We start from the raw sequence: 16,486 nt of genomic DNA, 5'->3' as shown, positions 1-16,486 counted from the left end.
GCAGAAGTTCGGCAAGGCGAATGAATTCGCCCCTACGGATCGTGTTCATGCTTGCTCCCCGAGGATCACGTCGGCGGCCTTCTGCGGCATGGAGTACAGGTCCGCCGTATCGGCATAGGCCAGGCCGTTGGCGCCCCAGCGCGCACGCGCCGCGTCGTCGGCGAGCATCTCGGCCAGGTACTGGTTGAGGCGCTCCTGCTCGAACGGACTGGGCAGCACCCGGCCGCAGTCGGCATCGGCGATGTAGTGGGCGTAGCCGCAGACGTCGGTGACCAGCACCGGCAGGCCGGAGACCAGCGCCTCCAGCAGCACGGTGCCGGTGTTCTCGTTGTAGGCCGGGTGGATCAGCAGGTCGGCGCCGAGCAAAAAGCGCGGGATGTCGCTGCGCCCCTTGAGGATCTGCACCTGCTCGGACAGGCCGAGCGCCTTGACCTGCAGCAGGAACGGCTTGGGATCGTCCTGGCCGATGGCGATCAGCCGGGTGCGTTTCTTCAGCTCGCGCGGCAGGCTGGCCAGCGCCTTGAGGCTGCGGTCCAGCCCCTTGGTCTTGAACCCCGAGCCGATCTGCACCAGCAGCAGGTCGTCGTCGCCCAGGTCGAACTCCTGGCGGAACTCGGCGCGGATCGCGGCGGCGTTGGCCGGGGCGCGGCGGTCCTGGGCGATGCCCGGCGGCAAGAGGTGGAAGCGCCCGGCCGGCGTGCCGTAGTGCCTGACGAACAGCGGCTGCTGCACCTCGGAGATCATCAGGATCTCGGTCCTGGCCTCGGCGGCGAACACCGCGCGCTCGTACTCGGCGAAGTGGCGGTAGCGCTTGCCGAAGCGGTACAGCGGGTTGCGCAGGGTCTGCGCCTTGTCCTCGTAGCAGCCGTCGGCGGCGTAGTAGACGTCGAGGCCCGGCATCTTGTTGAAGCCGACCACCCGGTCGACCGGATCACGGGCCAGATCGGCGGCCAGCCAGGCGCTGAACTTCTCGTTGCGCCGGTGGTTGGACCAGGAGCGGATCTTCGCCACCCGCACGTCGAAGCCGGGCGGCACCTCGCCTTCCCAGATCGGCGTGTAGACGCGGATGGCGTGGCCGCGGCGCTGGCATTCCAGGGCGATGCGCAGGAAGTCGCGCTGCAGGCCACCGAAGGGGAAGTACTTGTACAGCACGAAGGCCAGTTGCATCAGACGACTCTCGCAGGCAGCAGGGCCGCCAGCTCGGCGGCGATCCGTGCCGGGTCGAGACGGGTGAAGCACAGCGGCTGCTCCGTGGCCAGGTCGAAACGCTGGCGATCCTCGGCCGTCGGCTGGTAGGCGCAGGTCTTCTTCAGGCAGGGCGCGCAGGGGAAGTCGCTGGCCAGGTGGATCTGGCCGCGGCCGTAGGCGCCGGTGAAGCCGGGGTTGGTCGGGCCGTACAGGGAGATGGTCGGCACGTCCAGGGCGGCGGCCAGGTGGCCGAGGCCGGTGTCCACCGCCACGCAGGCGCGGGCGCCGGCCAGCTCGGCGGCGACGCCGGCCAGATTCAGTTTCGGCAGCACCGTCACGTGCGCCAGCCCGGCGGCGATGCGCTCGGCGCGCGCCTTCTCCTCGGCATTGCCCCACGGCAGGCGGATCGCCCAGCCCTGGGCGCCGAGCAGCTCGGCCAGCTCGCGCCAGTAGCGCTCCGGCCAGTGCTTGGTGGTCCAGGTGGTGCCGTGCAGCAGCAGCAGGTAAGGCTCGGCGCCGCGCCCGGCGAGCAGGCGCTGGCGGTCGAGGGCGTAGTCGCCGGTCTCCGCCGGCAGCGGATAGCCGAGCGCCTGGGCGAACAGCTGGCGCAGCCGCTCCACCGCGTGCATGCCCCAGGGCACGCTGCAGCCGCGATCATAGAAGCGGCTGGCCAGCGGCTCGCGGGCGCTGGCGCGATCCAGGCCGGCCACCGGGCCGCGTGCGTAGCGGGTGAGGAAGGCGCTCTTCACCAGGCCCTGGGCGTCAAGCACCAGGTCGTAGTCGCGCTCGGCCAGGCGGGCCTTGAACTGCTGCCACTCGCCGCTGCGCCAGGTCTGCCAGAGGTTCCTGCGCCAGCGGCGCAGGGCCACCGGGATCACCCGGTCGACCGCCGGATGCCAGGTGGGAATCTCGGCGAAGCCCTCCTCCACCACCCAGTCGAAGCGGATGCCGGGGATGGCGCGCTGCGCGTCGGTGAGCGCCGGCAGGCTATGGATGACGTCGCCCAGCGAGGACGTCTTGATCAGCAGGACGCGCACTCAGTGCTCCAGCGGCAGCGGGTCGGCCAGCGGGTCGCCGGCCAGGCGCTCGAGCGCCGCCAGCACCGGCTGAGGCGGCAGGTCGCGCAGGCAATTGTAGTGGCCGAAGCGGCAGGTGCGCTCGAAACACGGGCTGCAGTCGAGGCCGAGGCGGACGATCTCCACCTGTTCGGCCAGCGGCGGGGTGAACTGCGGCGAGGTGGAGCCGTACACCGCCACCAGCGGGCGGTCGAGGGCGGCGGCCACGTGCATCAGCCCGGAGTCGTTGGACACCACCGCCGCGGCGCAGGACAGCAGGTCGATGGCCTCGGCCAGGCTGGTCTCGCCGGCGAGGTTGACCGCCTCCTCCTGCAGGCCGGGCATCAGCTCCTCGCGGATCGCCTCGCCGACCGGGTGGTCGTTCTTCGAGCCGAACAGCCAGACCTGCCAGCCGGCGCGGATCTTGGCGTCGGCCACCGCGGCGTAGTGCTCGGCCGGCCAGCGCTTGGCCTCGCCGAACTCGGCGCCGGGGCACAGCGCCAGCACCGGGCGGTCCAGCTCGAGGCCGAACTTGGCCAGCGCCGCGGCGCGGCTGGCCGGGTCGATCTGCAGTTGCGGACGCGGATAGGGTTTGGGCAGCTCCACACCCGGCTCGAAGGCCAGGGCCATGAAGCGCTCGATCATCAGCGGGTAGCGCGCCTTGTCCAGCTTGCGGGCGTCGTTGAGCAGGCCGTAGCGCATCTCGCCGACCCAGCCGGTGCGCTGGCGGATGCCGGCGAAGAACGGCACCAGCGCCGACTTCAGCGAGTTGGGCAGCAGGATCGCCTGGTCGTACTGGCCGGCCAGCGACCTGCCGATGCGCCGGCGTCCGGCGAGGTCGAGCACGCCGTGGCCGAACGGGAAGCTCAGCGCCTGGCGGACTTCGGGCATGCGTTCGAGGATCGGCCGGCTCCACTCGGGGGCCAGCACGTCGATGGCGCAGTCGGGATGGCGCTGCCTGAGACACTGGAACAGCGTCTGCGCCATCACCATGTCGCCCACCCAGCTGGGGCCGATGATCAGGATGTTCATAGAAAAGCCGGAAGCAGGAAATCGTAGGGTGGGTTGGCTGCGCCAGCAGCGTAACCCACCAGGGATGCCGCAGGCATCCGCCGGCGGATCCACCGCTGGCCGGCCCGGCGGGCCGGATGGTGGGTTGCGGCCTGCGGCCTGACCCACCCTACGCGGATCCGGGTCGTGCTTACTTGACCAGGGTGCGCCATTCGGCGTGGGCAGCGGTCTTGCCGGTGACCAGGTCGAAGTAGGCCTTCTGCAGCTTCTCGGTGACCGGACCACGGCGGCCGGCGCCGATCTGGCGGCCGTCCAGCTCGCGGATCGGGGTCACTTCGGCGGCGGTGCCGGTGAAGAAGGCCTCGTCGGCGATGTACACCTCGTCGCGGGTGATGCGCTTCTCGACGATCTCGACGCCCAGCTCGCGCGCCAGGGTCAGCACGGTATTGCGGGTGATGCCGTTCAGGCAGGCGGTGACCTCGGGGGTGTAGATCACGCCGTTCTTGACGATGAACACGTTCTCGCCCGAGCCCTCGGCCACGTAGCCTTCCGGATCCAGCAGCAGGGCCTCGTCGGCGCCGGCGGACACGGCTTCCTGCAGGGCCAGCATCGAGTTGATGTAGTGACCGCTGGCCTTGGCGCGGGTCATGGAGATGTTCACGTGGTGGCGGGTGAACGAGCTGGTGCGGATCTTGATGCCGCGCTCCAGGGCCTCGTCGCCCATGTAGGCGCCCCAGTGCCAGGCGGCGATGACCACGTGGACCTTCAGGTTGTCGGCGCGGATACCCATGCCTTCCGAGCCGTAGAAGGCCAGCGGGCGGATGTAGGCGCTTTCCAGACCATTCTCGCGCACGGCGGCACGGGTGGCCTCGTTGATCTCTTCCTTGGTGAAGGGGATCTTCATGCCCATGATGTGGGCGGAGTCGAACAGGCGGTCGGTGTGCGCCTGCAGACGGAAGATCGCGGTGCCATCCGGAGTGTTGTAGGCACGCACGCCCTCGAACACGCCCATGCCGTAGTGCAGGGAGTGGGTCAGCACATGGGTGTTGGCTTCGCGCCACGGCACCAGTTCGCCGTCATACCAGATAACGCCATCACGATCGGCCATCGACATAATTTGCCAGCTCCTAAACCTAACAAGAATTCGGGGTTGTCGGGGCGCCTCAGGCCAGCCCCAGTTCGCGCCAGATCCGCATCACGCCGCGGCGTTCCTCGTGGAAGTGGTCTCCGCTCACACTGCCGGCCTGTTTTTGCAAGGCCAGGCGGTGGGCGGCTGCGCGATAGGCCTTGTAGGCCTCCTGCAGGAGTCGGACGTCGGAGCTCGCGATCAGGCCAGCCCGCTCCAGCCCTTCCAGAATGCGGATGTTGTCGGTGAAACGCAGCAGTTCAGGGTACTGCCGCGACCAGGCGAGAACGGCGTATTGCACCATAAATTCGATATCGACGATACCACCGGCATCGTGCTTGAGATCGAAGGCGGCCGCGGCGTCGAAGGCCTCCGGCGCGGTGCCGCCGGCGGTGGCCTTGCTGCCCAGGTTGTCGCGCATCTTGGCGCGCATCTCGCTGACCTCGGCGCGCAGCGCGGCGCCGTCGCGTTCGCGGCCGAGCACCTGGGCGCGGATCGCCTCGAAGCGCGCACCGACCGCGGCGGAGCCGGCCAGCACCCGGGCGCGCACCAGCGCCTGGTGCTCCCAGGTCCAGGCCTCGCCTTCCTGGTAGCGCTCGAAGGCCGCCAGCGAGCTGGCCAAGAGGCCGGCCGCGCCGGACGGGCGCAGGCGCATGTCGACCTCGTACAGCGCGCCCGAGGCGGTCTGTGCGGTGAGCAGGTGGATGATGCGCTGGCCCAGGCGGGTGTAGAACTGCGCGCTGTCGATCGGCTTGGCGCCGTCGGTCTCGTGCTGCTGGTCGCCGTTGTGGATGAACACCAGGTCCAGATCCGAGCTGTGGCCCAGCTCGATGCCGCCGACTTTGCCGTAGCCGACGATGACGAACTCCGGCTCGCTGGCGCTGCTGCCGTCGCCACGGCGCGGGTAGCCGTGGCGCTGGCCGACCTGGCGCCAGGCCAGCTGCAGCACCTGCTCGAGGATCGCCTCGGCCAGCCAGGTCAGGTAGTCGGACACCTTCATCAGCGGCAGGCTGCCGGCGATCTCCGAGGCGGCCACGCGCAGGCCGTGGGCCAGCTTGAAGTGGCGCAGCGCCTCCATCTGCTGTTCCAGGTCGTCCTCGGGGATGCGGGTGAGGCGCTCGCGCAGCTCGGCGGCCAGCTCGTCCTTGCCCGGCGGACTGTACAGCCGCCCCTCGTTGAGCAGCTCGTCGAGCAGCAGCGGGTAGCGGGCGATCTGCTCGGCCACCCACGGGCTGGCCGCGCACAGGGTCAGCAGGCGCGCCAGGGCGCCGGGGTTCTCGGACAACAGCACCAGGTAGGCCGAGCGCCGCGCCACCGCCTCGACCAGCGGCAGCACGCGCTCGAGCAGCAGGTCGGGATTGCCGTGGGCGACCATCGCGGCCAGCAGGCCCGGCATGAAGGCGTCCAGCCGCTCGCGCCCCAGGCGCTGCATGGCACGCACCTGCGAGCCGTGCAGCAGACCCTCCAGGCGCTGCCAGGCGCTGGCGGGATCGGCGAAGCCGGCGTCGGCCAGGTGGTGCTGGGCCGCCTCGGGGTCGAGGGCGCCCTGCCACAGCGGCAGCCACTCGTCGCCGACGCCGGCCAGGCTGGCGCCGCCGTCCTCGTCGGGATCGGCGATCACCTGGCGGAAGTGCCAGTCGATGCGCCCGCGCCAGTGCGCCAGCTGGTCGAGCAGCGCGTTCCAGCCGGGGAAGCCCATGATGAAGGCCACCCGCGCGCGCTCCAGCTCGCCGTCGGGGAGCATCTGCGTCTGCCGGTCGGCGATCGCCTGCAGGGCGTGCTCCAGGTAGCGCAGGAAGCGGTAGCCGTCCTTGAGCTCGTCGACCACCGGCGGCGGCAGGTAGCCCTGCCCGGCCAGGGTGTCGAGCACCTTGAGCAGCGGCCGCTGCTGCAGGCTGAGGTCGCGGCCGCCGTGGATCAGCTGGAAGGCCTGGGCGATGAACTCCACCTCGCGGATGCCGCCGGCGCCGAGCTTGATGTTCTCGGTCATGCCCTTGCGCCGCACCTCCTGCTGGATCAGCTGCTTCATGCTGCGCAGCGCCTCGATCGCCGAGAAGTCCAGGTAGCGGCGATAGACGAACGGCCGCAGCATCTGCTGCAGCTGCGCGCCGGCGGCCTGGTCGCCGGCCACCACGCGCGCCTTGATCATCGCGTAGCGCTCCCAGTCGCGGCCCTGGTCCTGGTAGTACTGCTCCATGGCGTTGAAGCTGTACACCAGCGGGCCGCCGGAACCGTAGGGACGCAGGCGCATGTCGACGCGGAACACGAAGCCGTCGACGGTCAGCGCATCCAGCGCCTTGATCAGCTTCTGGCCGACGCGGGTGAAGAACTCCTGGTTGTCCAGCGAGCGGCGCGCGCCCGCGGTCTCGCCGCCCTCGGGGTAGGCGAAGATCAGGTCGATGTCGGAGGACAGGTTGAGCTCGAAGGCACCGAGCTTGCCCATGCCGAGGATCACCAGATGCTGCGCCTCGCCGCTGCGCGCGCCGATCGGCGTGCCGGACTGCGCGCACTGCTGGGCGTACAGCCAGCGGTAGGCCAGGTCGATGCTGGCGTCGGCCAGATCGGAGAGGTCGCGGCAGGTCTCGCCCAGGTCGGCCAGGCGGTTGACGTCGCGCCAGATGATCCGCGTCTGCTGGCGGTTGCGGTAGCGGCGCAGGCGCCGGGCCAGATCGTCCTCGCTGGCGCAGCCCTCCAGCGCCTCGGCCAACTGGTCGCGCAGCTCGCCGGCGCCCAGCGTCCGCTCCAGCTCGCCGCTGGCGGCCAGCTCGAGCAGCATCGCCGCGTCGCGCACGGCCTGCTCGGCGACGAAGTCGCTGGCGCCCAGCGCCCGCGCCAGCGCGGCGTGGCGCGCCGCCGGCCAGGCCGCCAGGGCCTGTTGACCTGCATCATCGAGACGGGCGCGCAGGCCCTGCAAGCTGTGCTCGACCAGGGCATTGAGTTCCGCGGGCAGGTCGATCAGGGAGGGGAGGCTCATGGTCTATCCTTAATCGCGCCCCGGCGGCCGTCGGCGGCGCTGTAGTTTTGCTACTGGACGTTTGTCGCGGGGTGCTGCTTTTGCCGTGAATATGTAGTAAAACTACAAGCGCGACCGGGACACCCCCGGTGCGGACAGGCTGCAACAGCCCTGGTCCGACAAACACAAAATTCGCTGCGGCCGCCCACAAGCCCGGCCGCGCTCTATCCGGCAACCGATTCTGGAAGCCTTTCCGCCCTGGAGCAAGCCATGCAAGATCTCGATCCCGTCGAAACCCAGGAATGGCTGGACGCCCTGGAGTCCGTCCTCGATCGTGAAGGTGAAAACCGCGCCCACTACCTGCTGACCCGCATGGGTGAGCTGGCCTCGCGCACCGGCACCCAGCTGCCGTACGCCATCACCACTCCGTATCGCAACACCATTCCGGTCACCCATGAAGCCCGCATGCCGGGCGACCTGTTCATGGAGCGACGCATCCGCTCGCTGATCCGCTGGAACGCCCTGGCGACCGTGATGCGCGCGAACAAGAAGGATCCGGACCTGGGCGGTCACATCTCCACCTTCGCCTCCAGCGCGACCCTGTACGACATCGGCTTCAACTACTTCTTCAAGGCGCCGACCGAAGAGCATGGCGGCGACCTGATCTACTTCCAGGGCCACGCCTCCCCCGGCGTCTACGCCCGCGCCTTCCTCGAGGGCCGCATCAGCGAAGACCAACTGAACAACTTCCGCCAGGAGGTGGACGGCCAGGGCCTGTCCTCCTATCCGCACCCGTGGCTGATGCCGGACTTCTGGCAGTTCCCCACCGTATCCATGGGTCTCGGCCCGATCCAGGCGATCTACCAGGCGCGCTTCATGAAGTACCTGGAGCACCGCGGCTTCATCCCCGCCGGCAAGCAGAAGGTCTGGTGCTTCCTCGGCGACGGCGAGACCGACGAGCCGGAATCCCTCGGCGCCATCGCCCTGGCCGGCCGCGAGAAGCTGGACAACCTGATCTTCGTGGTCAACTGCAACCTGCAGCGCCTCGACGGCCCGGTGCGCGGCAACGGCAAGATCATCCAGGAACTGGAAGGCGTGTTCCGCGGCGCCGACTGGAACGTGGTCAAGGTGATCTGGGGCCGCCTGTGGGATCCGCTGTTCGCCAAGGACACCAAGGGCCTGCTGCAGAAGCGCATGGACGAGGTGGTCGACGGCGAGTACCAGAACTACAAGGCCAACGACGGCAAGTTCGTCCGCGAGCACTTCTTCGGCGCCCGTCCGGAGCTGCTGGAGATGGTCAAGGACATGTCCGACGAGGAGATCTGGGCGCTCAACCGTGGCGGCCATGACCCGTTCAAGGTCTACGCGGCCTACCACCAGGCGGTCAACCACACCGGCCAGCCGACCGTGGTGCTGGCCAAGACCATCAAGGGCTACGGTACCGGTGCCGGCCAGGCGCAGAACATCACCCACAACGTCAAGAAGGTCGACATCGAGAGCCTCAAGGCCTTCCGCGACCGCTTCGGCATCCCGATCCCGGACGACAAGCTGGAAGAGCTGCCGTTCTACAAGCCCGAGCCGGACAGCCCGGAGATGAAGTACCTGCTGAAGAGCCGCGAGAAGCTGGGCGGCTTCGTGCCGCAGCGCCGCAGCAGGAGCTTCAGCATCCCGACCCCGCCGCTGGAGACCCTCAAGGCGATCCTCGACGGCACCGGCGAGCGCGAGATCTCCACCACCATGGCCTTCGTGCGCATCCTGTCGCAGCTGGTCAAGGACAAGGATCTCGGTAGCCGCATCGTGCCGATCATCCCCGACGAGGCGCGCACCTTCGGCATGGAAGGCATGTTCCGCCAGCTCGGCATCTACTCCTCGGTCGGCCAGCTGTACCAGCCGGTGGACAAGGACCAGGTGATGTTCTACCGCGAGGACAAGAAGGGCCAGATCCTCGAGGAAGGCATCAACGAGGCCGGCGCCATGTCCAGCTGGATTGCTGCGGCGACCGCCTACAGCAACCACAACCAGCCGATGCTGCCGTTCTACGTGTTCTACTCGATGTTCGGCTTCCAGCGCATCGGCGACCTGGCCTGGGCGGCCGGCGACAGCCGTGCGCGCGGCTTCCTGATCGGCGGCACCGCCGGACGCACCACGCTCAACGGCGAAGGCCTGCAGCACGAGGACGGCCACAGCCACATCCTGGCCTCGACCATCCCCAACTGCCGCACCTACGACCCGACCTACGCCTACGAGATGGCGGTGATCATCCGCGAAGGCATCCGCCAGATGACCGAAGAACAGCAGAACGTGTTCTTCTACCTGACCGCGATGAACGAGGCCTACGCCCAGCCGGCCATGCCGCAGGGCGTCGAGGACGGCATCATCAAGGGCATGTACCTGCTCGAGGAAGACCAGCGCGACGCCGCCTGCCACGTGCAGCTGATGGGTTCCGGCGCCATCCTGCGCGAGGTGCGCGAGGCGGCGAAGATCCTCCGCGAGGACTACAACATCGGCGCCGACGTGTGGAGCGTCACCAGCTTCAACGAGCTGCGCCGCGAGGGCCTGGCCGTCGAGCGCCGCAACCGCCTGCACCCGGAACAGAAGCCCGAGCTGACCTACGTCGAGCAGTGCCTGTCCGGCCGCCGCGGCCCGGTGGTCGCCTCCACCGACTACATGAAGCTGTTCGCCGACCAGATCCGCCAGTGGGTCCCGGTCAAGGAGTACAAGGTGCTCGGCACCGACGGCTTCGGCCGCAGCGACAGCCGCAAGAAGCTGCGCCACTTCTTCGAGGTGGACCGCTACTGGGTGGTGCTGACCGCGCTGGAGGCCCTGGCCGACCGCGGCGAGATCGACCGTACCGTGGTGGCCGAGGCCATCGCCAAGTTCGGCATCGACACCAACAAAGCCAACCCGCTGGACTGCTGAGGAGCGAGCCATGAGTGAACTGATTCGCGTACCCGATATCGGCAGCGGCGAAGGTGAAGTGATCGAGCTGCTGGTCAAGGTCGGCGACCGCATCGAGGCCGACCAGAGCCTGCTGACCCTGGAATCCGACAAGGCCAGCATGGAAGTCCCGGCGCCCAAGGCCGGGGTGATCAAGAGCCTGAAGATCAAGCTGGGCGACAAGCTGAAGACCGGCGACGAACTGCTCGAGCTGGAAGCCGAGGGCGCCACTGCGGCCCCGGCTCCGGCCGCCGAAGCCCCCGCCGCGGCGCCTGCCCCCGTGGCCGCCGAACCCGCTCCCGTCGCGGCTCCGGCCGCTGCGGCGGCGGAGAGCCTGCAGCCGGTGCACGTGCCGGACATCGGCTCGTCCGGCAAGGCGCGCGTCATCGAGGTGCTGGTCAAGGCCGGCGACGCGGTCGAAGCCGACCAGTCGCTGATCGTGCTGGAGTCGGACAAGGCGAGCATGGAGATTCCCTGCCCGCAGGCCGGCGTGGTCGACAGCGTGGCGATCGCCCTCAACGACGAGGTCGGCACCGGCGCGCTGATCCTCACCCTGCGCGTGGCCGGCGCCGCGCCGGCGGCAGCCCCGGTGGCCGCTGCAGCTCCGGCTGCCGCCCCCGTCGCTGCTGCACCTGCACCTGCCGCCGCTGCTCCGGCGGCCCCGGCCAAGGTGCCGGGCCCGGTCGGCGCGCCGAGCGGCAGCGCCGGCAAGGTGCACGCCGGCCCGGCGGTGCGCATGCTGGCCCGCGAGTTCGGCGTCGAGCTGGCCGACGTGCCGGCCACCGGTCCGAAGGGCCGCGTGCTCAAGGAAGACGTGCAGGCCTACGTCAAGGGCATGATGCACAAGGCCAAGGCCGCGCCGGAAGCCGGGGTGAGCGGCGGCGCCGGCATCCCGCCGATCCCGGTCGTCGACTTCGCCAAGTTCGGCGAGATCGAGGAAGTGGCGATGACCCGCCTGATGCAGGTCGGCGCCGCCAACCTGCACCGCAGCTGGCTCAACGTGCCGCACGTCACCCAGTTCGAGTCGGCCGACATCAGCGAGCTGGAGACCTTCCGCACCGCGCAGAAGGCGGTGGCCGAGAAGGCCGGCGTCAAGCTGACCGTGCTGCCGTTCCTGCTCAAGGCCTGCGCCCACGTGCTGCGCGAGCTGCCGGACTTCAACAGCTCGCTGGCCCCCAGCGGCAAGGCGCTGATCCGCAAGAAGTACGTGCACATCGGCTTCGCCGTGGACACTCCGGACGGCCTGCTGGTGCCGGTGATCAGGAACGTCGACCAGAAGAGCCTGCTGCAGTTGGCCGCCGAGGCCGCCGAGCTGGCCGAGAAGGCGCGCACCAAGAAGCTGTCGGCCGACGACATGCAGGGCGCCTGCTTCACCATCTCCAGCCTCGGCCACATCGGCGGCACCGGCTTCACGCCGATCGTCAACGCGCCGGAGGTGGCGATCCTCGGCGTGTCCAAGGCGAGCATGCAGCCGGTGTGGGACGGCAAGGCCTTCCAGCCCCGGCTGATGCTGCCGCTGTCGCTGTCCTACGATCACCGCGTGATAAACGGCGCCGCCGCGGCCCGCTTCACCCGCCGTCTGGCCGACCTGCTGGCGGAGATCCGTTCGCTGCTGCTGTAAGCGCCGCGCACGTCCGCCGCAGAAACGACAACCCCGCCGATTGGCGGGGTTGTCGTTTGCGGGTCTGCTGAACGTGGCTCCGCGCCTCAGCCCTGCTGGATGTCGCGGATCAGGAAGCTCATCGCCTTGGCCAGCTCGGCCACCCCGGCATGGTCGCGCACCAGGGTCAGCAGCGGCGAACCGTCCTGCGGGTTGAGCACCTGGCAGGAGGGCCCGCGGTTCGGGCACTCGTAGCGCACGAACGGGTCGACGCCGAACAGCGCCACCGGGTGGTTGCGCACCTCGACCCGACTGCCGTCGGCGCTGCGGATTTCCTCGCGCACGTTGAGGCCGCCATCACCGAGGAGGCTCAGCTGGTAGAGCAGATCGTCGCGGCGCGCCTCGCCGACCCGATAGCCGCTGCGCAGCGCGTAGCTTTCCAGCAGCCGGTTGCAGTGCTCCAGCAGCGCCTTGCGCGGCGCCTGGCGCGGATAGAGGTGCTTGAGTTCGGCCAGGTAGCGCGCCTGCTCGGCGCCATCCAGCTGGCTGACCTGATTGCCGGAAGTCTCGCTGCCCTGCTCGTGCTGGCTGTCGTCGTTGCCGGTGGCCTCCGCGGCGGCGCCGGCCGGCAGCGCGGCGCCGAGCAGGGCCAGCAACAGGCCGCGACGCAGCCGCTGCATGAATCCTGTGTGCATGATGGTTACCCTTGGTTCACGTGAAAAATGCCGCCAGCTTAATCCGCACGCATGTTCGGCGCACAGCCCGGCGGCCTGCCAGTATTAACAGGATGTGACAGGACGGACAAAGGTCGCCGACGGCCCGCCAAGGGTTGCAGGCAGAGGCGCAGGCGGGCAAGTTAGACGAACAACTCACCGCCTTGCCGAGGAGGCAGCCATGCCCCTGCGTTCCCAGATTCTCGCCCACAAGCTCGCCCTGCCCAGTGCCGAGCAGGCGCTGCCCGGGCGCGCCAGCGCCATGCCGGTGCCCGAGCGGCACCATGTCAACGGCAATCCGCTGCTGCCGCCGTTCCCCGACGGGCTGGAGGAGGTGCAGTTCGGCCTCGGCTGCTTCTGGGGCGCCGAGCGGCGCCTGTGGCAACAGCCGGGAGTGTGGGTGACCGCGGCGGGCTATGCCGGCGGCCATACCCCCAACCCGACCTACGAGGAAGTCTGCTCCGGGCTGACCGGGCATACCGAGGTGGTGCGCGTGCTCTACGATCCGCGCCAGACCAGCCTCAAGGCCCTGCTCAAGGCGTTCTGGGAGGCCCACGACCCGACCCAGGGCATGCGCCAGGGCAACGACGTCGGCACCCAGTACCGCTCGGCGATCTACTGCAGCACGGCGGAGCAGCTGGACGAGGCGCGCGCCAGCGCCGAGGCCTTCGCCGCCGAACTGGCCCGCGCCGGCTTCGGGCCAATCACCACCGAGATCCGCGCCAAGGTGCCGTTCTACTATGCCGAGGCCTACCACCAGCAGTATCTGGCGAAGAACCCCGGCGGCTACTGCGGCCTGCGCGGCACCGGGGTGTGCCTGCCCGAATAAGGATATCTCGATGGCTCCCACGCTCCAGCGTGGGAGCCGGAGCCCTGGACGCTCCGCGTCCGGCCCGCGATGCATGCCCACGCCGGACAGCGGCATCGTAGGGTGCGCCGTGCGCACCACGACACCGCAGGTGCGCACAGCGCACCCTACGGGCGGACACCCGCCTCACCGAGCGCCAACCAACTCAGCCGCCGGCCTTCTCCTCGATCAGCCAGTCCAGCCGCCAGCCGCCCTGGCTCTGCGCCAGTTGCGTCGCCAGATACGGCAGCAGCTCGCGCAGCTCGTCCTCCAGCGGCCACGGCGGGTTGGCGATGACCAGGCCGGAGCCGTTGAGACCGGCCGGGTTGTCGGTGGGGTGCACCCACAGCTCGGCGCGCAGCAGCTTGGGCGCACCGCTCTTCGAGAGGTCCTGGTAGAAGCGCCTGAGCTGGCGCGCATCCTTGATCGGATACCAGATCGCCACCACCGCCTGGCGCATGCGCGCGATGGCGGTACTCAGCGACTCGACGCAGCGCTCCAGCTCGTCGGCCTGCTCGAACGGCGGGTCGATCAGCAGCAGCGCACGCTTCTCCGCCACCGGCAGCAGTGCCTTGGCCAGGTGCCAGCCCTCGCCCAGGTGCACGGTGACCCGGCGGTCGCCGGCCATGTTGTCCTTGAGCAGGCGACCGTCCTCGGGGTGCTTCTCGTTGAGCAGCACGCGGTCCTGGGCGCGGGTCAGCCGGCGGGCGATCTCCGGCGAGCCGGGGTAGTAGCGCAGCCCGGTGTCCGGGTTGAGCGCGGCGATGGTCGCGCAGTAGTCGTCGAGCAGCGCCGGCAGGTCGTCGCGCCCCCACAGGCGGGCGATGCCCTGCAGCCACTCGCCGGTCTTGCCGGCCTGTTCGCCGGCCAGGTCGTAGAGGCCGACGCCGGCGTGGCTGTCGAGGTAGGCGAAGGGCTTGTCCTTGCGTGCCATCAGGGCGAGCAGGCGGCAGAGTACGGCGTGCTTGAGCACGTCGGCATGGTTGCCGGCGTGGAAGGCGTGACGGTAGTTCATCGGCGAATCCGCGAGTGGCCGGTCGCGCACGGCGGCCAGCGCTGAGAGGTGGGTCGGGAGTGGCGGCGAGTTTACCAGTTGCCCCCGCCCGGCGCAGGCGCGCCCCGCTCGAGCGGTACAACCCCTGCGCAACGATCGCCGGCCTGACGCAAAAACCCGATATTTTTCCGACCATGCGACAAATCAACGGGTTAGAATCCCTTGGCACGACCAGTGCATGATTTTGCCTGCCCGTCAACCCGCTTCGGAGCCTGCCGTGGATACCGCCGCCGTCAACAGCCTGTTCTTCATCGGCGCACTGCTGGTCGGCGTCAGCATCCTGGTCAGCTCGTTCTCGGCGCGCATCGGCATCCCGGTACTGGTGATCTTCCTCGCCGTGGGCATGGTCGCCGGGGTCGACGGCATCGGCGGCATCGTGTTCAACGACTACTCGCTGGCCTACCTGGTCAGCAACCTGGCGCTGGCGGTGATCCTCCTCGACGGCGGCATGCGCACCCGGGTGGCCACCTTCCGCGTCGCTCTGTGGCCGGCGATGTCGCTGGCCACCTTCGGCGTGGTGATCACCGCCGGGCTGACCGGCCTGGCCGCCGCCTGGCTGTTCGACCTCAAGCTGCTGGAAGGCATGCTGATCGGCGCCATCGTCGCCTCCACCGACGCCGCCGTGGTGTTCAACCTGCTCAACGGCAAGGGCCTCAACGAGCGGGTCGGCTCGACCCTGGAGATCGAGTCGGGCAGCAACGACCCGATGGCGATGTTCCTCACCGTGACCCTGATCGGCATGCTCGCCGCCGGCGAGACCAGCTTCGGCTGGAGCGTGCTGGGCAGCCTGTTCCTGCAGTTCGGCATCGGCATCGCCCTCGGTCTGGCCGGCGGCTGGCTGCTGCTGCAACTGGTCAACCGCCTGTCGGTGGCCGACGGCCTGTACCCGCTGCTCACGGTCAGCGGCGGCATCATGATCTACGCCGTGGCCGGCGAGATCGGCGGCAGCGGCATCCTCGCCGTGTACGTCTGCGGCCTGATGCTCGGCAACCGGCCGATCCGCAACCGCCACGGCATCCTGCACATGTTCGACGGCCTGGCCTGGCTCAGCCAGATCGGCATGTTCCTGGTGCTCGGCCTGCTGCTCACCCCCAGCGAGCTGCTGCCGATCGCCGTGCCGGCACTGGCCCTGTCGCTGTGGATGATCCTGTTCGCCCGGCCGCTGTCAGTGTTCATCGGCCTGCTGCCGTTCCGCGCCTTCCACTTCCGCGAGCGCCTGTTCATCTCCTGGATCGGCCTGCGCGGCGCGGTGCCGGTGATCCTCGCGGTATTCCCGCTGGTCGCCGGCCTGCCCAACGCCCAGCTGTTCTTCAACGTGGCGTTCTTCATCGTGCTGGTGTCGCTGGTGCTGCAGGGCAGCACCCTCGGCTGGGCGGCACGCAAGACCCGCGTCGAGGTACCGCCGCAACCGGCGCCGATCTCCCGCGCCGGCCTGCAGATCCACCCCACCAGCCAGTGGGAGCTGTTCGTCTACAAGCTGCGCGCCGACCGCTGGTGCGTCGGCGCCCCGCTGCGCGAGCTGAAGATGCCCGAGGGCACGCGCATCGCTGCACTGTTCCGCGGCCGCGAACTGCTCCACCCCAGTGGCAGCACCCGCCTGGAGGCCGGCGACATCCTCTGCGTGATCGGCCACGAGAAGGACCTGCCGGCGCTCGGCAAGCTGTTCAGCGAGGCGCCCAAGCGCGGCCAGGACCTGCGCTTCTTCGGCGACTTCGTCCTCGAGGGCGACGCCGAGCTGGGACCGGTGGCGGCGCTCTACGGCCTCAGGCTGGACGGCACCGACCCCGCCCAGCAGCTCGGTCCGTTCATCGCCCACCTGATCGGCGGCGAACCGGTGGTCGGCGACCAGGTCGAATGGGCCGGGCGCACCTGGACGGTGGCACAGATGGAAGGCAACCGCATCCGCAAGGTCGGCCTCAAGCTGCCCGCCGGCGGCGCCGGGCCGACCCTGATGTTCTGAGTGCCCGGTCGTCGGGCATGGCCATTTCCGGACCGGCTGCCT

Annotated in this window: 11 protein-coding genes; 4 read left to right on the top strand and 7 right to left on the bottom strand. The window is 69.4% G+C overall.

The window, feature by feature from the left end; translation table 11 throughout:
• Positions 1 to 45 precede the first annotated feature (45 nt).
• The 5 genes from RA210_RS00525 to glnE form a co-directional block, all read right to left on the bottom strand.
• On the bottom strand, positions 46 to 1,167 hold the full coding sequence (locus RA210_RS00525) for a glycosyltransferase family 4 protein (protein ID WP_201485069.1): 1,122 nt from the start codon (positions 1,165 to 1,167) through the stop codon (positions 46 to 48).
• Complete coding sequence (gene waaC, locus RA210_RS00520) at positions 1,167 to 2,225, bottom strand: lipopolysaccharide heptosyltransferase I (protein ID WP_201485068.1); 1,059 nt, start codon at positions 2,223 to 2,225, stop codon at positions 1,167 to 1,169. Before waaC ends, RA210_RS00525 begins: the two co-directional genes overlap by 1 nt.
• Positions 2,226 to 3,275 (bottom strand): lipopolysaccharide heptosyltransferase II, encoded by a 1,050-nt coding sequence (gene waaF / locus RA210_RS00515; protein WP_201485067.1) that lies wholly within the window; start codon positions 3,273 to 3,275, stop codon positions 2,226 to 2,228.
• A gap of 169 nt (positions 3,276 to 3,444) precedes the next feature.
• Entirely contained in the window at positions 3,445 to 4,368 is a 924-nt protein-coding gene (locus RA210_RS00510; RefSeq protein ID WP_136489723.1) for a branched-chain amino acid transaminase, read from the bottom strand.
• A 49-nt stretch (positions 4,369 to 4,417) separates the two neighbouring features.
• Positions 4,418 to 7,354 carry a bifunctional [glutamate--ammonia ligase]-adenylyl-L-tyrosine phosphorylase/[glutamate--ammonia-ligase] adenylyltransferase gene (gene glnE, locus RA210_RS00505; protein WP_201485066.1) on the bottom strand — a complete coding sequence of 979 codons (2,937 nt, stop codon included), beginning with the start codon at positions 7,352 to 7,354 and terminating at the stop codon, positions 4,418 to 4,420.
• Between the two features lie 249 nt (positions 7,355 to 7,603).
• Between glnE and aceE the strand changes: the two genes are divergently transcribed.
• Positions 7,604 to 10,252 carry a pyruvate dehydrogenase (acetyl-transferring), homodimeric type gene (aceE, locus tag RA210_RS00500; protein WP_136491782.1) on the top strand — a complete coding sequence of 883 codons (2,649 nt, stop codon included), beginning with the start codon at positions 7,604 to 7,606 and terminating at the stop codon, positions 10,250 to 10,252.
• A gap of 10 nt (positions 10,253 to 10,262) precedes the next feature.
• The gene (gene aceF / locus RA210_RS00495; protein WP_201485065.1) at positions 10,263 to 11,891 is read left to right on the top strand and encodes a dihydrolipoyllysine-residue acetyltransferase; all 1,629 of its coding nucleotides are present in this window, start codon (positions 10,263 to 10,265) and stop codon (positions 11,889 to 11,891) included.
• 86 nt (positions 11,892 to 11,977) lie between these two features.
• On the opposite strand, the gene RA210_RS00490 is transcribed toward aceF, so the two are convergent.
• Positions 11,978 to 12,565: a hypothetical protein gene (locus tag RA210_RS00490; RefSeq protein ID WP_236574582.1), complete on the bottom strand. Its 588-nt coding sequence runs from the start codon at positions 12,563 to 12,565 to the stop codon at positions 11,978 to 11,980.
• Positions 12,566 to 12,764: 199 nt separating this feature from the next.
• On the opposite strand from RA210_RS00490, the gene msrA reads away from it, so the two are divergent.
• A complete protein-coding gene (msrA, locus tag RA210_RS00485; protein ID WP_201485064.1) occupies positions 12,765 to 13,412 on the top strand; it encodes a peptide-methionine (S)-S-oxide reductase MsrA in 648 nt (215 codons plus the stop codon).
• A 184-nt stretch (positions 13,413 to 13,596) separates the two neighbouring features.
• Here msrA and RA210_RS00480 read toward each other — a convergent pair whose 3' ends face one another.
• Positions 13,597 to 14,445, bottom strand: coding sequence for a 23S rRNA (adenine(2030)-N(6))-methyltransferase RlmJ (locus RA210_RS00480; protein ID WP_201485063.1), 849 nt, complete (start codon positions 14,443 to 14,445; stop codon positions 13,597 to 13,599).
• Between the two features lie 256 nt (positions 14,446 to 14,701).
• On the opposite strand from RA210_RS00480, the gene RA210_RS00475 reads away from it, so the two are divergent.
• Entirely contained in the window at positions 14,702 to 16,444 is a 1,743-nt protein-coding gene (locus tag RA210_RS00475; RefSeq protein WP_236574580.1) for a potassium/proton antiporter, read from the top strand.
• Positions 16,445 to 16,486: the final 42 nt, after the last annotated feature.

It is taken from the genome of Pseudomonas sp. OF001 (genome assembly GCF_904426495.1).
Lineage (GTDB): Bacteria > Pseudomonadota > Gammaproteobacteria > Pseudomonadales > Pseudomonadaceae > Geopseudomonas.
The sequence above is the reverse complement of the archived record's forward strand: the minus strand, read 5'-3'. Positions and strand labels throughout refer to the sequence as shown.

What these genes read in the sequence shown, in the direction of transcription:
- RA210_RS00525 (WP_201485069.1), bottom strand. Translation starts at nt 1,167, where the DNA reads ATGCAACTGGCCTTCGTGCTGTACAAGTACTTCCCCTTCGGTGGCCTG.
- waaF (WP_201485067.1), bottom strand. Translation starts at nt 3,275, where the DNA reads ATGAACATCCTGATCATCGGCCCCAGCTGGGTGGGCGACATGGTGATG.
- RA210_RS00510 (WP_136489723.1), bottom strand. Translation starts at nt 4,368, where the DNA reads ATGTCGATGGCCGATCGTGATGGCGTTATCTGGTATGACGGCGAACTG.
- glnE (WP_201485066.1), bottom strand. Translation starts at nt 7,354, where the DNA reads ATGAGCCTCCCCTCCCTGATCGACCTGCCCGCGGAACTCAATGCCCTG.
- aceE (WP_136491782.1), top strand. Translation starts at nt 7,604, where the DNA reads ATGCAAGATCTCGATCCCGTCGAAACCCAGGAATGGCTGGACGCCCTG.
- aceF (WP_201485065.1), top strand. Translation starts at nt 10,263, where the DNA reads ATGAGTGAACTGATTCGCGTACCCGATATCGGCAGCGGCGAAGGTGAA.
- RA210_RS00490 (WP_236574582.1), bottom strand. Translation starts at nt 12,565, where the DNA reads ATGCACACAGGATTCATGCAGCGGCTGCGTCGCGGCCTGTTGCTGGCC.
- msrA (WP_201485064.1), top strand. Translation starts at nt 12,765, where the DNA reads ATGCCCCTGCGTTCCCAGATTCTCGCCCACAAGCTCGCCCTGCCCAGT.
- RA210_RS00480 (WP_201485063.1), bottom strand. Translation starts at nt 14,445, where the DNA reads ATGAACTACCGTCACGCCTTCCACGCCGGCAACCATGCCGACGTGCTC.